Raw genomic sequence first — 17,378 nt, forward strand, 5'->3', positions numbered from 1 at the left:
CAGGAACTTGAGAGATAAAATCTTTCCTAGTTTTGTTAGGATCACGATTTCTAGCAGCAGCATTTAAATCTAAACTAGTGTAAGTAAAGATAATTTTTTCAGTATCTATGGTACGCTCACCATTATACGCCTCATCAAAAGGAATGTACATTTGGTCATAAACCTCAGCATAGAACTCATCAGGAATATCTTCTGTATCCCAAATTAAATCAACGTCATGATTTAATTTACGACCTTCATATCCTGTAGGACCTAAACCTACATAGTTATCTTGAACATATTGCTCCCATGGTGTTAAAGGATCATTACCTGCACCTTCTGCATCAAGAAAAGCAAATTCACCAATACCGTTATCTCCAGGAGTAGCACCATTATCGTCTGCCATGATAGCTAGATTAGTTCTGAACAAAGAATCTCTTGTCCAGTGAACAAACTGACGGTACTCTGCGTTTGTAATTTCAGTTTCATCCATATAATATGATGGCACTGTAACTGTTTTTGTAGGAGCATTACGAGTAGCAGCGATATCATCGTCACTTTTACCCATAATAAATGCACCACCTGGTACTAATGTCATACCGTAAGGCTTCTCAGGATGCCATTTCTTTCCTTTGGCACCTACTACCATCCCGCGATCTCCTTTACCACAACTTGCTAAAAACGCAACTACTGCTACAAGGACTAATAACTTTTTCATAAGGGTAATTTATGTTTTCTTTATGAATTAAGGGCGTAAACCTATCTAAAAGATTTCGATTCCACAACTTTTTTTTCTCAATAAATCAATTAAGACCTATACTTTAACTTATCAAATTTCGTTTTTACGACGGGCCTTCAGCCACCTATCTGGATAGACTTGATTACATGCTGTTTCATAATCTCTTCTATCGCATGGTAATAACGTATGTTGTTTTAATTTATTATTAACATTAGAAATAAATGGTAATTCTATCCACCACCTAGCACTATTTGTAGACTTATAAAATATAAGTATTTCATCATCAATGGGTACTTTATAAACTATGCAGTCTTTTGTAACATCCTTAGGATACTCAAAATTTCTTAAATTATAGCCTTCTATAAAATACCAGATCATTTCTGCGACTAATTGTGCACCAGTATTTCTCTCGTTATTGATTTCAAATATTCCGAATACCTTTAATCGATCACTTATACCAGAATATCTCGATAAACTGCAAATTTGTTTCCCATCTAAGCCGTTGGGATTCGCTTTCGCGAAAGCGAGATCACCAGCACGCACAACGCTCATATCTACTCCTACAACGTCTGCATCTCTTAAAACAGGCTCTGCCAGCGTACTGTCCTCATCTAAATGGCCTAAACGTATGGCGTCGAAATACATTCTTTCTAAAAGATCAATTTCCTCCTGTGAGTTAAAATATGTTTGAAATCCTAGATTGCTATAATTAAACAAGTTATAAGGCTCCATGGTAATCATTTTACCAATATAACTACGAGAAGTGATAGGCAGGTCTATGTCTCCCAGATCAAATCTGCAATCAATATTTACCACATTAATCATGTGCTGAAACTCATCAAAAGCCCTATACATAGGATACATTAAATCCTGACTACCTCCTAAAAATATAGGAATAATGGAGGCTCTAAGGAAATACTCTGTCAACTGTCTTACTACATAATATGTATCTTCTACAGTTTCACCAGCATGCACGTCACCTAAATCTGCAATGGGGCTGGACCAGTTACCAGGATATAGCTCGTAAAATTTTTCTCGAGCATAATCTAATGACTCAACTTGGAACAACGCATTTGCGTCACGACGGTTTTCTAGAATACCGATAACGACTATTTGCACATCATCGAGAACTGGCAACCCTTCATTAACCGTATGAAGTTTTATAGTAGACGCAATGGTGTGCTTAGGTTGCATCTTTGCATGAGCAACTAGAGCATCACTTAGAGGTTTTAGAAAATCTAAAGCCATTGTTTCAAATTACTTTTTAGTAGTTTTCTTTTTTGCAGTGGTCTTCTTCTTTGCAGGAGCCTTCTTTTTAGCAGCTGCTTTTTTCTTTGGCGCTTTTTTGGCGATAAGTTCTTTGGCTTTCTCTAATGTAATTTTTAAGGGATCTATATCTTTCGACAACTCTACTTTTATTTTACCTTTAATAACATTATGCCTACCCCAGCGAGCCTTCTCAATGCGTATTCCTTCCTCTTCCCAATCCACGATAAGTTTATCTTTCTCCTTTTGAATCTTATCTTTGATCAGTGTTTCAATATCATCATTTGACAAGTTATCAAAATCATATTTCTTATTTACTGAGATAAACATTCCAGCCCACTTGATATAAGGACCGAAGCGACCTACACCTTTAGTAACTGGCTGCTCATCATATATATATATAGGAGCATCTGCTTTTTCCTTCATTTGAATAAGCTCTGCAGCTCGTTCAAAAGTAAGTGTCATAGGATCATCATCTTTCTCTAGACTTACAAAAGTTTTCTCATTGAATTTCACGTAAGGTCCAAAACGACCTTGAGCAACCTCTACAGGATGACCATTGTATTCTCCGACTGTTCTAGGTAATTTAAATAAATCCATTACCTCATCAAGAGTAATCGTATTTAAATTTTGAGAAGGCAGTAAACTTGCAAATTGTGGTTTTTCTTCATCTTCTACACTTCCTATTTGAGCCATGGCACCAAATCTTCCTAACCTCACGCTTATAGGTTTACCACTTTCAGGATGCGTTCCTAAAACGCGCTCACCTACCTCACGCTCAGCATTCTCAGCAACGTCCTTTACGGTAGGATGAAAGCCTTTATAGAAGTGGTTCATCATATCGGTCCACTCCTCTTTTCCTTCGGCAATATTGTCAAAGGACTCCTCTACTTTTGCAGTAAAGTTGTAGTCCAACACATTTCCAAAATGCTCTACTAAGAAATTATTAACCACTCGACCTACATCAGTAGGAATCATTTTGTTTTTATTAGATCCTGTTTTTTCTGTAAGTGCCTTTTCTGAGACTTTATCATTACTTAAGGTGAGTTGCACATAATTGCGCTCTTCACCTTCAGACTGTCCTTTTTCTATGTATTTTCTATTTTGGATCGTAGTAATAGTAGGTGCATAAGTAGATGGACGACCTATCCCTAGTTCTTCTAATTGTTTTACTAGAGAAGCTTCAGTATATCTGTAAGGAGGTCTTGTAAAACGCTCAGTTGCAAGAATGCGTTTATTGAGTAGACTTTGCCCAACTTTTAAATCTGGCAAAAGACCTTGTTGCTCTAAATCTTCATCATCTGTACTTTCTAGATAAACTTTAAGAAAGCCTTCAAACTTTACGATCTCTCCACTTGCAGTAAATTTCTTATCATGCTTGTCTGCAGCGATAGTAACATTAGTTCTTTCCAGCTTTGCGTCACTCATCTGACTAGCGATTGCTCTCTTCCAGATCAACTCATACAACTTCACCTGATCACGATCTGCTCCAGAACTGTGTAAGGCAAAATTAGTAGGTCGTATCGCCTCATGAGCTTCTTGAGCTCCTTTAGACTTTCCTTTATAATTACGTTCCTTATGAAACTCGTTACCGTATGCTTTTTTTATTTCTTCTTCAGCACCTTTTTTTGCTTCATTACTCAAATTAACAGAATCTGTTCTCATATAAGTAATCAAACCTGCTTCATAAAGACGTTGTGCGAGTTGCATCGTACGACTTACGTTAAAAAACAATTTACGTGACGCTTCTTGTTGTAAAGTCGATGTGGTAAATGGTGGCGCTGGAGATTTTTTAGCTGGCTTTTTGACTAGATCAGCTACTTCAAATTTTGCCCCAATATTTTTATCTAAAAAGTCTTTAGCTGTTTTAAGAGATTTTAAATTACCAGGTAATTTTGCTTTAAGTAATGCACCATCACTTGTATTGAAATCGGCATCAATTCTAAAAAAGTTATCCGACTTGAAGTTTAATATTTCATCTTCACGCTCCACAATCAATCGCACGGCTACAGACTGCACTCGACCAGCACTTGCACCGCCTTTTACCTTACGCCATAGAATAGGAGAAATTTCATAACCTACTATACGGTCTAAAATACGTCTCGCTTGTTGAGCGTTAACAAGATCGTAATCAATCGTTCTAGGGTTATCGATCGCATGTTGTACAGCACTTTTTGTAATCGCATTAAAAACTATACGCTTAGTTTTATCTTTTTCAAGATCTAGCTGCTCTGCCAGGTGCCATGCAATAGCCTCTCCTTCACGGTCCTCATCACTTGCTAGCCATACTGTTTCTGATGCTGCAGCAAGTTTTTTAAGTTTACGAACTAAATCTTTCTTATCGCTACTTACTACATATTTAGGAGCAAAATCTTTGTCAACATCAACTCCCAATTCTTTAGAAGGTAAGTCAGCAATATGACCAAAACTGGATTCTACTTTAAAATCCTTTCCTAGAAATTTTTCTATTGTTTTTGCCTTTGCAGGCGACTCTACTATTACAAGATTCTTTGCCATTAAGCTGCGATTTTTGGAATGCAAAGGTATGTGATATTTTTTTTAAGTTTACAAATAGCTGCAAAACAACTAGTTAAAAACGTAGAAATAATTTTTAAAACGTTCAGCCCTTGGTGATTAAGTATTAAAACCCTTTACTTAATGATAACAACACCCTAGCAACGTATATTATTTAGAATTACGCTTTCGCGAAAGCGAGATAAAAACAAACACATAAATAGGTAGGATTTGAGAATCTATTTCGTACTCCTGAATTTTCTTATCAATGCTTCTAAAAACATCATGCTGACATTGTGTCATAAATTATTCAAATAGTATATCTTTGCACCGATATTTAAGATCATGATTGATGGAAAAAGTAATTGAAGAAGAAAAGCAAGGAACTGCGGTAGTTTTAGAACACAATGCGCAAAATACTCGCAAATTATATATAGAAAGTTACGGATGTCAGATGAATTTTTCTGATAGTGAAATCGTTGCGTCCATTCTAGCTAAAGAAGGTTTTAACACTACAAATAACATGGAAGATGCTGACCTTGTTCTTGTGAACACCTGTTCTATAAGAGATAAGGCTGAGCAAACGATACGTAAAAGACTGGAGAAATACAATCGTGTTAAGAATAAAAAGAACCCTAATATGAAAGTAGGTGTTCTAGGCTGTATGGCAGAGCGATTGAAATCTAAATTCCTAGAAGAAGAGAAAATAGTAGACATGGTCGTAGGACCAGACGCCTATAAAGATTTACCTAATCTTGTTGCAGAGATCGATGAAGGTCGTGATGCCGTGAATGTTCTTCTTTCTAAAGAAGAGACTTACGGCGATATTGCTCCTGTAAGATTAAATTCTAATGGAGTAACCGCTTTTGTATCCATTACTCGTGGTTGTGATAACATGTGTACTTTTTGTGTCGTACCGTTTACTCGTGGACGTGAGCGCAGCCGTGATCCACAATCCATTCTAGAAGAGGTAAATGATTTATGGAATAAAGGTTTTAAAGAAGTAACTTTATTAGGTCAAAATGTAGACTCCTATTTATGGTATGGCGGCGGACTTAAAAAAGACTTCAAAAAAGCGAGTAAAATGGCAAAGGCAACAGCTGTTGATTTTGCTCAATTATTACACAAGGTGGCAAATGCGCAACCTGATATGCGTGTAAGGTTTTCCACTAGTAATCCGCAAGATATAAGTGACGATGTGTTGCACGCTATTGCTGCTCACAGAAACATTTGTAATTACATTCACTTACCTGTACAATCTGGAAGTGATCGCATATTAAAAGAAATGAATCGCTTACATACTCGTGAAGAGTATATGAGGTTGATCGATCGAGTGCATGCAATTATTCCAGAATGCGCTGTTTCTCAAGATATGATCACTGGTTTCCCTACAGAAACCGAAGAAGACCATCAAGACACCTTAAGCCTTATGGAATATGTGAAATATGACTACGGTTTTATGTTTGCTTATTCTGAACGACCTGGAACAATGGCTGCTCGTAAACTAGAAGATGATGTACCAGAAGACGTTAAAAAACGACGTCTTAATGAAATCATCGCAGTGCAAAGAAGAACTGGTCATGAAAGAGCACAATACTTTGTAGGTAAAACAGTTGAATGTCTAATAGAAAAAGAGTCAAAAAAATCAGACCAGCAATGGGCAGGACGTAATACACAAAATTACGTAGCTATTTTTGATAAGGAAGATTACAAAGTAGGTGACTATGTAATGGTGGAGATTACAGATTGTACCAGTGCTACCTTAATAGGAAAAGCTATAGGCTATAGCGATATGCAAGGTCCTTTAACTTATGATACCTTATAGTATGGAAAGTGTACAAACTATAAAACAACGTTTTGAACTTATAGGTAACGATCCTGGATTTAATAGAGCTATAGAAAAAGCTTTGCAAGTTGCCCCTACAGATATTTCTGTATTAGTAACAGGAGAAAGTGGTGTAGGAAAGGAAAGTATTCCTAAGATAATTCACTCGCAATCTTTTAGAAAACATGCAAAATACATAGCCGTTAACTGCGGTGCAATTCCAGAAGGAACAATAGATTCAGAATTATTTGGTCATGAGAAAGGTGCTTTTACAGGAGCTACTTCTACTCGATCTGGTTACTTTGAGGTAGCCGATGGCGGGACCATATTCCTTGATGAAGTAGGTGAATTGCCTTTACCTACTCAAGTAAGACTTTTACGTGTTCTTGAAAATGGGGAATTTCTCAAGGTAGGGTCTTCTAATACGCAAAAAACCGATGTGCGCATCGTTGCAGCAACAAATGTCAAGTTGTTTGATGCTATTGAAAAAGGGAAATTTAGAGAAGACTTATATTATAGATTAAGCACGGTAGAAATAGTATTGCCTCCATTGAGAGATCGCAAAGGCGATATTCATTTGTTATTTAGAAAATTTGCAAGCGACTTTGCAATGAAGTATAAAATGCCCACGATAAGACTTGATGAAAATGCTGTCTCTATGCTGTCTAATTATAGATGGAGTGGTAACATCAGGCAATTAAGGAATATAGCTGAGCAAATAAGCGTTTTAGAAAAAGATAGAGAGATCAATGCTGCAAAATTGCGCACCTACCTACCTGACGCTGGCAAAAATCTACCTGCAGTTATAGGTGACAAAAAAAGTAGCGATAGCGAGTTTGCAAATGAGCGTGAGATCCTATACAAAGTATTGTTTGACATGAAAAACGATCTCAACGACTTAAAAAAACTTACTAATGAACTTATGGAAAATGGTAACGCGAGTCATGTTAGGGAAGAAAATCCTAACTTGATTAAACGCATCTATGGTAACCATAATAACAGCGAGCAAGATTATGAAGATGTAATTGATAATGCCTATGATTTTAATCAAGAAGAGCAAAAATCTACTACTATTTCATCAAATAATGAATCCAGTCCTTACGTAGAGTCTGTTCCTCCACCTAGCGACCGTTATGACTTTGCACAAGAAATAGTAGAAGAAGAATCACTTTCTCTAGCTGATAAAGAAATAGAATTGATAAAAAAGTCGTTAGAAAGACATAAAGGAAAAAGAAAAGCCGCGGCAGATGATTTAGGAATCTCGGAGCGTACTCTTTACCGTAAAATAAAACAATATGATCTTTAAGGAAATTCGATTTATTCTATTAGTAATTATCGCACTAAGTTTAAACTCTTGTGGACTTTATAGTTTAAGCGGTGTTACCATTCCAGATAATATAAAAACGTTTCAAGTAGATTACTTTGGCTATCAAGCGGTATTAGTTGAACCTGGATTAGAGCGTGACTTTACACTTGCATTACAAGATTTGATTAATGATCAGTCTAGATTGAGTCTTACACCTAGAAATGGTGATTATATTTACCAAGGTGAGATTACCAGATTCTACATCGCACCTATGACCGCTACGGCAGACAGTAGAGCTGCACAAAATCGTGTAACACTAGAAGTAAATTTGAGATTTACAAACACTAAAGATGAAGAAGAAAGTTTTGAAAAAAAATATAGTTTCTTCTATGATTATGATGCTAATGCGCAGTTACAAGGCAGCACTCTAGAAACAGCAAAGGAAGTACTGTTTGAGCAAATCACTCAAGATATTTTTAACGACACACTAGCTAAATGGTAGACAGTACTCGCATAAACGAGGTTATATCACAACCAGATTCTGTACATGTGGATCACATAGCTATTCTAGAAAAAACTCTAGAACAATATCCATATTTTCAGGCGGCAAGAAGTCTATATTTAAAAGGTTTAAAAAACCAAAACAGTCCATTATATAATCGCGAGCTACAAAAAACGGCTGCTCACACCACAGACAGATCTGTGTTATTTGATTTTATTACCTCTCCTACATTTTCTCAAAATAAGATCAGTTCTCAAATCAAAGATCTTCAAATACAGAATCAAGAAATAGATGTAGTTGAATCTTCCCTATCACATGAAATAAAAACTGCAATTCCCGAAGAAAATTTAAATGCAAGTAAGGATTTTACGAACGTTGCAAATGAGGATTTATTTGAGAAGAAAGAGCCTCTATCGATAGTAGATCAACCTCTAGATTTTAATAAGGAAGAAACATACAGCTTCACGCAATGGTTGCAGCTCACTACATTAAAACCTATAAAACGGGAAAAGGAGTCAGCACCTGCAACAGGCTTAGGTAAGGAAAAGAGTGATGAAGAGTCTCGAACTTCATCGCTAGTAAAACCAGTTATTCAAGAGGTAGATGACCGTGCTAGAAAAATGGCAAAAATAGACCAGTTCCTAGCCGAAAAGCCTAAAATAAAGCCTCGTAAAAATGCAACTACCTCTGCACAAATAGCGCTGACTAATCCAGATCCCAGTCAGTTTATGACAGAAACTTTAGCTAAGGTTTATCTAGCTCAGAAAAACTATTCTAAAGCTTTAAAAGCTTATGAGATTTTATTATTGCAGCATCCAGAAAAAAGTGGTTTATTTGCAGACCGAATTCAGGAAATCAAGAATTTACAAAGTAATAACACATAATGACAACATTTTATATCTTTTTAGGACTCATCGTTTTAGTATCCTTTCTACTTATAGTAGTAATTATGGTACAAAATCCTAAAGGTGGTGGATTATCATCTAGCTTCGGTGGTGGAGGAACTCAGCAACTAGGTGGAGTAAAGAAAACAGGTGACTTTTTAGATAAGAGTACTTGGGTACTTTCTACAGCGCTTTTAGTGCTTATTCTATTAGCAAGTACTACTCTTATTCAAGACAAAGCAACAAATACGATAGACGTTACAGATCCTAATGCTGTTGAAACTCCAGCAACATTACCAGATACTAATGCGACTAATGAAACTGCAACTGACAGTTTATAACGATACTCATCATTCAAACTGACAAAATATCCAGCTCTCTGAGCTGGATATTTTTGTTTACAGCATATTTGTCATAGATATCAAGTTGGCATATTTATGGAAATAACCGCTGTATATTAATCAAAAACACATTTTTTAAAATGGCATTAAATATTCAACCTTTATCAGACAGAGTAGTAATAGAACCTGCACCTGTTGAAACGAGAACCGCTTCAGGTCTTTATGTACCAGACACTGCAAAGGAAAAACCTCAACAAGGAAAAGTAGTTGCAGTAGGAAAAGGTAAAAAAGATCATGACATGACTGTAAAAGTGGGTGATACTGTACTTTATGGAAAGTATAGTGGTACAGAGTTAAAACTAGAAGGTAGCGATTACCTAATCATGCGTGAGGACGATATCCTAGCGATAGTATAATCGATAATTAAGAATTAAATTCTAGAAATTAGTTTCATATTTCCGCTTTCGCGAAAGCGGAACAAAAACAAACAAAATGGCAAAAGACATAAAATTTGATATAGAAGCAAGAGATGGTATTAAACGTGGAGTTGATGCTCTTGCAAATGCAGTAAAAGTAACATTAGGACCTAAAGGTCGTAATGTAATTATAGGTAAATCATTTGGTGCTCCTGTAGTGACAAAAGATGGTGTGAGCGTTGCAAAAGAAATCGAGTTAGAAAACGAGATCGAGAACATGGGCGCACAAATGGTAAAAGAAGTGGCTTCAAGAACTAATGATCTTGCAGGTGACGGAACTACTACAGCAACTGTTCTTGCTCAAGCAATCGTGAAAGAAGGTCTTAAGAATGTGGCTGCTGGTGCAAATCCTATGGATTTAAAACGCGGTATCGACAAAGCAGTTGAAGCTATCGTAAAGGATCTTGAAAAGCAAGCAAAAAAAGTAGGTGATTCTAGCGAGATGATCAAACAAGTTGCTTCTATCTCTGCAAATAATGACGAAGTAGTAGGTGATTTAATCGCTAAAGCTTTTGGGAAAGTAGGTAAAGAAGGTGTTATCACAGTAGAAGAAGCAAAAGGAACTGAAACTTATGTAGACGTAGTAGAAGGAATGCAGTTCGATCGTGGATATCTTTCTCCTTATTTTGTTACTAACTCTGAGAAAATGACTACAGAGTTAGAAAACCCATACATCTTGTTATTTGACAAGAAGATTTCTACAATGAAAGAATTGATGCCAGTTCTTGAGCCAGTTGCTCAAACAGGTAAACCACTTCTTATAATTGCTGAAGATGTAGACGGTGAAGCTCTAGCTACACTTGTAGTTAACAAATTAAGAGGTTCTCTTAAAATCGCTGCGGTTAAAGCACCAGGTTTTGGCGATCGTAGAAAAGCAATGTTAGAAGACATCGCAATTCTTACAGGTGGTACTGTAATTTCTGAAGAAAGAGGATTTACTCTTGAGAATACTACTCTAGAAATGTTAGGTACTTGTGAAAAAGTAGATATCAATAAAGATAACACTACTCTTGTTAATGGAAGCGGTTCTAATGATGATATCAAATCTCGAGTAGGTCAGATTAAATCTCAAATCGAGAACACTACTTCAGACTATGACAAAGAAAAACTTCAAGAGCGTCTTGCAAAACTTGCAGGTGGAGTTGCTGTACTTTATGTAGGTGCTGCAAGTGAAGTAGAAATGAAAGAAAAGAAAGACCGTGTAGATGACGCACTTCACGCAACTCGCGCAGCGGTTGAAGAAGGTATCGTTGCTGGTGGTGGTGTTGCTCTTGTAAGAGCAAAATCAGTTCTTTCAAAAGTAAAATCTATTAATGCTGACGAAGAAACGGGAATTTCTATCGTTGCTCGTGCTATAGAATCTCCATTGAGAACTATTGTTGAAAATGCAGGTGGAGAAGGAAGTGTCGTAGTTTCTAAAGTTCTTGAATCAAAAGGTAGCCAAGGTTATGATGCAAAGAATGATAACTACGTAGACATGCTTAAAGAAGGAATCATCGATCCTAAAAAAGTAACTCGTGTTGCACTTGAAAATGCAGCATCTGTTTCTGGAATGATTCTTACTACTGAGTGTGCTCTTGTAGAAATCAAAGAAGATGCTCCAGCAGGCGGTGGAATGCCAGGTGGAATGCCAGGTGGCATGGGCGGAATGATGTAATATCGTTTTCCAATAATTAATATTAAGCCATCTCATAAGAGATGGCTTTTTTTATTAGTTGAAATTACCGTCATTTTAAATAGGACAAATGCCCTATTGAATGATATAAGTGGTTCCTTTTAATTTGATAATTCAAACTTCTATCATGAAAAAAGCAGCTTGTATTTTTATAATATTTTGCGTTTTTGTTTCAAAGGGTCAACATGACGAAGACCGTAACTTTCCACAAAGTATCGATAACCACCTTAGCTATCGCAACCTTAGCAGCGCTACTGGAAACACAAACGCGACATTTAAGAATGCAAACATTTTATTAGAACGCTATGACGATCCTGCATTAGCCGTTTCAAAGCTTGCCTATGCGCTTTTAGGTACAAAGCAGCAAGACAAGGCACTTCCCTACGCAATTATGGCATACGGTGCTGGGACACTGGACTCGGGAATGATGATAGACATGTATAATCTATCCATTCAGCTTAAGAACACTGGTTTTAATGATAAAACCTACAAAGCGATGGTGCTATGCAGTATGGTCAAACGTGGAGCGGTCAGTGCAGAATCTACAATAAACAGAGCGCTTAACCACTACTCTACCTATCCCGAGTACCGCAAGATCGTCTCTACCAACCTTAATAACCTTGCCGATCTTAAGAAGAACTATCAAGGTATTGCCGTCCAGATCAGTGAATTGATTAACACAAAAGCTAATTACACAAATACCGAGGCACAGAAAAAGTTGAGTACTTATTTCAATAGTTTCAAAACAGCTCACGATACACAATTGATCGATGAGGTTATTTATACGCAGCTGCTTCAGCGCCTGGCACTATTCATGGACATTCATGATCTTGAAGATAAAACGATTGAGAATGAGATGTTAGTCATGCTTTCGCGAAAGCGGAACAATCCACAAGCACAATATAAACTCTACAAGAGTTATATCGCACTGAATACATCAAGAGATCCTCAAAGTGTTATCGAGGCAGCAAACGTATTTATTTCTCAGCCACAAAACTTTTTCCAGCCACAACAGGATCAGTTGTATCTCGATATTCTTGCAGCAGCATATAGAACTAATAATAGAACGCTCACCAAAACAATTTTAGATAAAAGAGAGCAACGTCTTTCTAGGATTCTAAATCCTCATGATAAGATGGCTTACCTAGTACATTATATTTCCTACTATTCAGCTGCAAATCCTGAAAAAGGTAGCGCATACTATGATGAGTTTAAATCACTTGCTCAGCGTTATGGAAGGACCATGTTTTATAAGAACCAGATCGATACGTACGATGTCCAGTTTGGTTTAAAAAACATATCCAGTGACGAGGCTAGCGCCAGCATGCTTTATACACAAGCTCTTAATAAATTGAGAAGTATGGACTACGCTGCGATGCTACCGCTTATGGAAAGTGCCTTTATTAAAATCAAGCAAGATTTAAAAACTGCAACAAGTGCAGAACAAGAAAAATACCAAAGTCTTTACCATAATATTTTGACCACATTGGCCGGAACTTATGTTAAAAATAGACAGCCTATAAAAGCATTAGAAATTGCAGAGGAGTTCAAGAATGTATTACTTAATAATAAATTAAAAGGTAACTCTACACAAAAAACGAGTGTTGATGAGGTGCAAAAAGTATTGGAACCAGATGAGGCAATAATTTATTATTTCTCACCTAACACACAATCTCCCGATGGATTGTTTGTATTTTTAATTTCAAAAAATGACGTTAGTGCTGAGTATTTTGATGGCACAGTCTTTAGTGCAGAGACGTTAAGCAGGTATCCCAAAATCGCAGCTTATACAGAGCAAAAATTATCTAAGAAAGAACTGCGTGAATCAATAGATCTTAAGCGGCCTAAATTTAATAAGGAATACGTTGCTCAACCACAGGACCAGCGCATAGCTCTAGAAATGTATCGCATGCAGCTCGCACCTAGTCCAGATGACATGGCCTACCAAAATCCACAGGCAATGATGCGCATGAGTAAGCGACTTAATCAATACTACATACCTGAACAAAATTTATTAAAGCCTTTCAAAAAACTTATTATAAGCCCAGCTGGAAATTTAAGCTTCATCCCTTTTGAAACGCTTACACATATGATGACAGGTCGTATGTTGCTTCAAGATTACGAGATCAGTTATATTCCAAGCGCTAGTGTACTGGTATCGTTGCGCAACGAGTCAGAAACAAATTATGAGAAAAATATTCTCGCATTCGGTGATGCGACCTATTCCTTAAGAAAAGATCAATCGACAAAAGTGCAAAGCATTACCGATGTAAGAAAGCTCCAGCTGCGCGTAAATGCCAGTATTGCTCGTGGAGAAAACTTAGATTATGCATTTGCAGCATTGCAAGGTGACAAGCCTATGGACTACCTCATAGGAACCAAAAGAGAGGTATTAGCCATCGACTCGTTAATCCCAAAAACCGATGTGCGCTTGAATGAAAATATGACTGAAAACGAACTCAAACGCATGTCTAAAAGTGGAGAGTTGAATAAATATAAGGTCATCCACCTTGCCAGTCATGCATCGGTAAATCCATATATTTTTGAATTGAGTGGTCTAGCCATGACCGTTTTTCCCACACCACAAGATGGAGAAGATGGGATGATAACAGTAAGCGAGATGGGCGAGCTGGACATGAATCCTGACTTAGTGATGCTTAGTGCTTGCGAGACAGGATTAGGCCGTATAACCTCAGGTGATACCGTACAAGGATTGAATAATGCGTTACTTAGCGCAGGAGCAAACGGAACTCTTACCAGTCTATGGCCCGTAAATGATTATGCAACCAGTTTATTTGTACAAGAGTTCTACAAGCTAGTCTTTTTAGAAAACGTACCATATAGTAGCGCTGTTACACAAATTAAAAGGCGTTTTGTTGCTGGAGAATTTGGCGAGCAGTTAAAACACCCTAAATACTGGGCACCATTTATCTATTATGGTAAATAACTTAACTAATAATATACGACAGTTGCCCTATTGTATCTGGAACTGAATTCATAGACTTTTGATTTATAATACAAACAATATGAAAACCTTATTAACATCATTCTACTTTATCACTCTGAGTATATTCAGCACATCTACATATGCTCAAACATGTCAAAACGGAGATTGTAAAAATGGTTATGGAATGATCAATCATGAAAACGTAGAATTGTATCATGGCTTCTTCACTGATGGTAAATACGATGGTATAGGATATTTACAAAATGCTAAGGGTGCATATTATATGTCTCAATTTAAAAATGGTAAGATTAATGGATATACCGTTTATAATGAAACAGGAAACACTACAGGAGGCATTTTTGTAAACGGTGTCAAAGAAGGCATACATATAGAATTTCCTATAATACCCAAAACGATTAAAAGAATAGCGATCACCTATGAAAATGGAAAAGAAGTATCTAGAGAGACTCTAGTAGGTAACTTCAAGACACCTAATCCTTGCAAAGCCGGTGATTGCGATAATGGTTTTGGTATAAAAATGGACGGCATGGTACTGACTACAGGTGTTTTTGAATTTGGAGATTTTAAGCACGGACACATCGTCAACGTACGTGAAGGTGTGGAGAAAATGTTCCTATCACCAGGCATTGATGCTACACAAGCTAACTATTTTGTTTATGAAAATGTGCCAGTAGAAAAAGGTAAATTAGAGGTAGCTTCTATTTATAAAGCCGGTAAAAACAATGGGCAATATATTGTTGTTAATATGGCATTAGGTCAGATGGGTGCTGCACTCTTCAAAGATGGTGAGCAAATAAAAAGATATGAGGTTAAATAAATTAGACAAGTACAACAATGCTATTTTAAGGGGATTTGTAAGCATAGTTTTACTTCCTATTTAATTTTCAAAAGCTATCTCGTAAGAGGTGGCTTTTTTATTTCTCGCTTTCGCGAAAGCGTAGTCAATAAAGCTTAACGCATATTATAAAAATTAGCTTCTAGTTAACGCCTTGTTAAGAAATAATGAATTTTATGATAATATATTTAGGCATCAATTAAAATTCTAACTAAATGCGTACAATTAAAATGTTGATGGTGTTGCTTCTTGCAGCGTCTGTCACCACTAGCTGTTCTATTTTCCAAGGAAAAAAGAAAGCTCCGGCAAAAAAAACTGCTTCAGCCAAAAAACCTAAAAAAGGCGATATACAGCCTTATTCTAAGGTGATTACAAAAGAAGCTAAAAGTGATGAAGGTTTATTTACCGTTCATCAAGTAGATGAGAAATATTTCTATGAGATACCGGATTCTCTTTTTGAAAGAGAGATGTTAATGGTGACTCGTATTGCAAAAACTGCTTCTGGACTTGGTTTTGGTGGTGGAAAACAAAATACACAAACCTTAAGATGGCAAAAGAAAAACAAAGATGTATTGTTGAGAGTAGTTTCTCATCAAGTTGTAGCAGCTGATTCTTTACCAGTAAGCATAGCTGTTGAAAACTCTAACTTTGAGCCTATCCTTTACTCTTTCCCTATTAAGGCGATCAAAAAGGATAGTGTTACTAATAATACTGTGATAGATGTAACTGACTTTTTTACAAAAGATGTAAAAGCAATCGGTTTCCAGCAAAGAGCAAGAAGAAATTATAAGGTTAGTAGACTAGATGCATCAAGATCTTACATTGATACTTTGAGGTCTTATCCTCAAAATATTGAATCTAGACACGTAAAAACTTATCTATCTAGTGATCCACCGTCTAATAGTAGTGTTCAATCTATTTCTCTAGAAATGAGCAACTCTATGATTCTTTTACCTAAAGAACCTATGAAAAGACGCTACTTTGATCAACGTGTGGGATGGTTTGCTAGAGGGCAACAAGACTATGGACTAGAAGATCAAAAAACTAAAACAGTTACTTACCTAGATCGTTGGAGACTTGAGGTTAAAGATGAAGATATTGCAAAATTTAAAGCTGGAGAGTTAGTAGTTCCTAAAAAGCAAATTGTTTATTACATAGATCCAGCTACACCGGTAAAATGGAGAAAATACATTAAACAAGGTATTGAAGACTGGCAAATTGCTTTTGAGGCTGCAGGTTTTAAAGAGGCTATTATCGCAAAAGATGCTCCTACTAAAGAAGAAAATCCTGAGTGGAGTCCAGAAGATGTACGTTATTCTACGGTAAGATATTTAGCATCTCCTATTCCTAATGCAAATGGACCTCACGTAAGTGATCCACGTTCTGGTGAGATTTTAGAAAGTGATATTAACTGGTATCACAATGTAATGACTTTATTACATAACTGGTTCTTTATTCAGACCGCTGCTATCAATCCAGATGCTCGTATGAATAATTTTGATGATGCTGTGATGGGGCGTTTAATTCGTTTTGTAAGTGCTCATGAAGTAGGTCATACATTAGGATTGCCTCATAATATGGGTAGCTCAATTGCATATCCTGTAGAAAAACTAAGAGATCCTGAATTCACAAAAAAATATGGAACAGCACCTTCCATCATGGATTATGCTCGTTTTAATTATGTAGCGCAACCAGAAGATGGAGATGTAGCATTGATGCCTAACATAGGACCATATGACAAGTATTCCATCATGTGGGGTTACAAGCCTATTTTAGATAAAACGGCAAAAGAAGAAAAAAGCGTTCTTGACTCCTGGATTCTTGAAAAGGCCGGAGATCCTGTTTATAGATTTGGTCGTCAGCAACGTGGAGTAATAGATTATACTTCTCAAACAGAAGATTTAGGTGATGATTCTATGCGCGCTAGTGCATATGGAATTAAAAACTTAAAGCGTATTGTTCCTAATTTAGGTAAGTGGACTGGTGAAGAAGGAGAAAATTATGACGAGCTAGAAAACATGTACGGACAGCTAGTAGGACAGTTTAACAGGTACATGGGCCATGTAAC

Annotated in this window: 14 protein-coding genes; 10 read left to right on the forward strand and 4 right to left on the reverse strand. The window is 36.7% G+C overall.

The genetic code is table 11. The annotated features are described in order from the left end of the window. The 4 genes from A9Q93_RS03275 to A9Q93_RS03290 form a co-directional block, all read right to left on the reverse strand. The coding region (locus A9Q93_RS03275; RefSeq protein WP_303685950.1) for an SUMF1/EgtB/PvdO family nonheme iron enzyme at positions 1–697 on the reverse strand (697 nt) is incomplete at its 3' end. Between the two features lie 111 nt (positions 698–808). After that, entirely contained in the window at positions 809–1,966 is a 1,158-nt protein-coding gene (locus tag A9Q93_RS03280) for a formimidoylglutamase (protein WP_303685951.1), read from the reverse strand. A 9-nt stretch (positions 1,967–1,975) separates the two neighbouring features. Beyond that, positions 1,976–4,501 carry a type I DNA topoisomerase gene (gene topA, locus A9Q93_RS03285; RefSeq protein ID WP_303685952.1) on the reverse strand — a complete coding sequence of 842 codons (2,526 nt, stop codon included), beginning with the start codon at positions 4,499–4,501 and terminating at the stop codon, positions 1,976–1,978. A gap of 168 nt (positions 4,502–4,669) precedes the next feature. Next, positions 4,670–4,801, reverse strand: a complete 132-nt coding sequence (locus A9Q93_RS03290; RefSeq protein ID WP_303685953.1) for a hypothetical protein — start codon at positions 4,799–4,801, stop codon at positions 4,670–4,672. Between the two features lie 49 nt (positions 4,802–4,850). Between A9Q93_RS03290 and miaB the strand changes: the two genes are divergently transcribed. The 10 genes from miaB to A9Q93_RS03340 form a co-directional block, all read left to right on the forward strand. Continuing rightward, on the forward strand, positions 4,851–6,323 hold the full coding sequence (gene miaB / locus A9Q93_RS03295; protein WP_303685954.1) for a tRNA (N6-isopentenyl adenosine(37)-C2)-methylthiotransferase MiaB: 1,473 nt from the start codon (positions 4,851–4,853) through the stop codon (positions 6,321–6,323). Position 6,324: 1 nt separating this feature from the next. Then, positions 6,325–7,629 carry a sigma 54-interacting transcriptional regulator gene (locus A9Q93_RS03300; RefSeq protein ID WP_303685955.1) on the forward strand — a complete coding sequence of 435 codons (1,305 nt, stop codon included), beginning with the start codon at positions 6,325–6,327 and terminating at the stop codon, positions 7,627–7,629. After that, positions 7,619–8,131 (forward strand): LPS assembly lipoprotein LptE, encoded by a 513-nt coding sequence (gene lptE / locus A9Q93_RS03305; protein ID WP_303685956.1) that lies wholly within the window; start codon positions 7,619–7,621, stop codon positions 8,129–8,131. The genes A9Q93_RS03300 and lptE overlap by 11 nt, the downstream gene beginning before the upstream one ends. Next, entirely contained in the window at positions 8,125–9,015 is an 891-nt protein-coding gene (locus tag A9Q93_RS03310; RefSeq protein WP_303685957.1) for a hypothetical protein, read from the forward strand. The genes lptE and A9Q93_RS03310 overlap by 7 nt, the downstream gene beginning before the upstream one ends. Continuing rightward, positions 9,015–9,356 (forward strand): preprotein translocase subunit SecG, encoded by a 342-nt coding sequence (gene secG, locus A9Q93_RS03315; RefSeq protein WP_303685958.1) that lies wholly within the window; start codon positions 9,015–9,017, stop codon positions 9,354–9,356. Before A9Q93_RS03310 ends, secG begins: the two co-directional genes overlap by 1 nt. Positions 9,357–9,496: 140 nt before the next feature. Further along, the gene (groES, locus tag A9Q93_RS03320) at positions 9,497–9,772 is read left to right on the forward strand and encodes a co-chaperone GroES (protein ID WP_303685959.1); all 276 of its coding nucleotides are present in this window, start codon (positions 9,497–9,499) and stop codon (positions 9,770–9,772) included. Between the two features lie 76 nt (positions 9,773–9,848). Continuing rightward, positions 9,849–11,489: a chaperonin GroEL gene (gene groL, locus A9Q93_RS03325; RefSeq protein ID WP_303685960.1), complete on the forward strand. Its 1,641-nt coding sequence runs from the start codon at positions 9,849–9,851 to the stop codon at positions 11,487–11,489. A 145-nt stretch (positions 11,490–11,634) separates the two neighbouring features. Continuing rightward, entirely contained in the window at positions 11,635–14,454 is a 2,820-nt protein-coding gene (locus tag A9Q93_RS03330) for a CHAT domain-containing protein (RefSeq protein WP_303685961.1), read from the forward strand. Positions 14,455–14,533: 79 nt separating this feature from the next. After that, positions 14,534–15,292, forward strand: coding sequence for a hypothetical protein (locus A9Q93_RS03335; RefSeq protein ID WP_303685962.1), 759 nt, complete (start codon positions 14,534–14,536; stop codon positions 15,290–15,292). Positions 15,293–15,525: 233 nt separating this feature from the next. Next, on the forward strand, positions 15,526–17,378 hold a 1,853-nt coding region (locus A9Q93_RS03340), incomplete at its 3' end, for a zinc-dependent metalloprotease (protein ID WP_303685963.1).

The organism is Nonlabens dokdonensis (assembly GCF_002162835.1).
Taxonomy (GTDB): Bacteria; Bacteroidota; Bacteroidia; order Flavobacteriales; family Flavobacteriaceae; genus Nonlabens; species Nonlabens dokdonensis_B.

Bases quoted from the DNA above. Each gene is read 5' to 3' on its own strand.
- A9Q93_RS03280 (WP_303685951.1), bottom strand. From the start codon at position 1,966: ATGGCTTTAGATTTTCTAAAACCTCTAAGTGATGCTCTAGTTGCTCAT.
- groL (WP_303685960.1), top strand. From the start codon at position 9,849: ATGGCAAAAGACATAAAATTTGATATAGAAGCAAGAGATGGTATTAAA.
- topA (WP_303685952.1), bottom strand. From the start codon at position 4,501: ATGGCAAAGAATCTTGTAATAGTAGAGTCGCCTGCAAAGGCAAAAACA.
- A9Q93_RS03335 (WP_303685962.1), top strand. From the start codon at position 14,534: ATGAAAACCTTATTAACATCATTCTACTTTATCACTCTGAGTATATTC.
- A9Q93_RS03310 (WP_303685957.1), top strand. From the start codon at position 8,125: ATGGTAGACAGTACTCGCATAAACGAGGTTATATCACAACCAGATTCT.
- A9Q93_RS03300 (WP_303685955.1), top strand. From the start codon at position 6,325: ATGGAAAGTGTACAAACTATAAAACAACGTTTTGAACTTATAGGTAAC.
- A9Q93_RS03290 (WP_303685953.1), bottom strand. From the start codon at position 4,801: ATGACACAATGTCAGCATGATGTTTTTAGAAGCATTGATAAGAAAATT.
- lptE (WP_303685956.1), top strand. From the start codon at position 7,619: ATGATCTTTAAGGAAATTCGATTTATTCTATTAGTAATTATCGCACTA.
- A9Q93_RS03330 (WP_303685961.1), top strand. From the start codon at position 11,635: ATGAAAAAAGCAGCTTGTATTTTTATAATATTTTGCGTTTTTGTTTCA.
- groES (WP_303685959.1), top strand. From the start codon at position 9,497: ATGGCATTAAATATTCAACCTTTATCAGACAGAGTAGTAATAGAACCT.
- secG (WP_303685958.1), top strand. From the start codon at position 9,015: ATGACAACATTTTATATCTTTTTAGGACTCATCGTTTTAGTATCCTTT.
- miaB (WP_303685954.1), top strand. From the start codon at position 4,851: ATGGAAAAAGTAATTGAAGAAGAAAAGCAAGGAACTGCGGTAGTTTTA.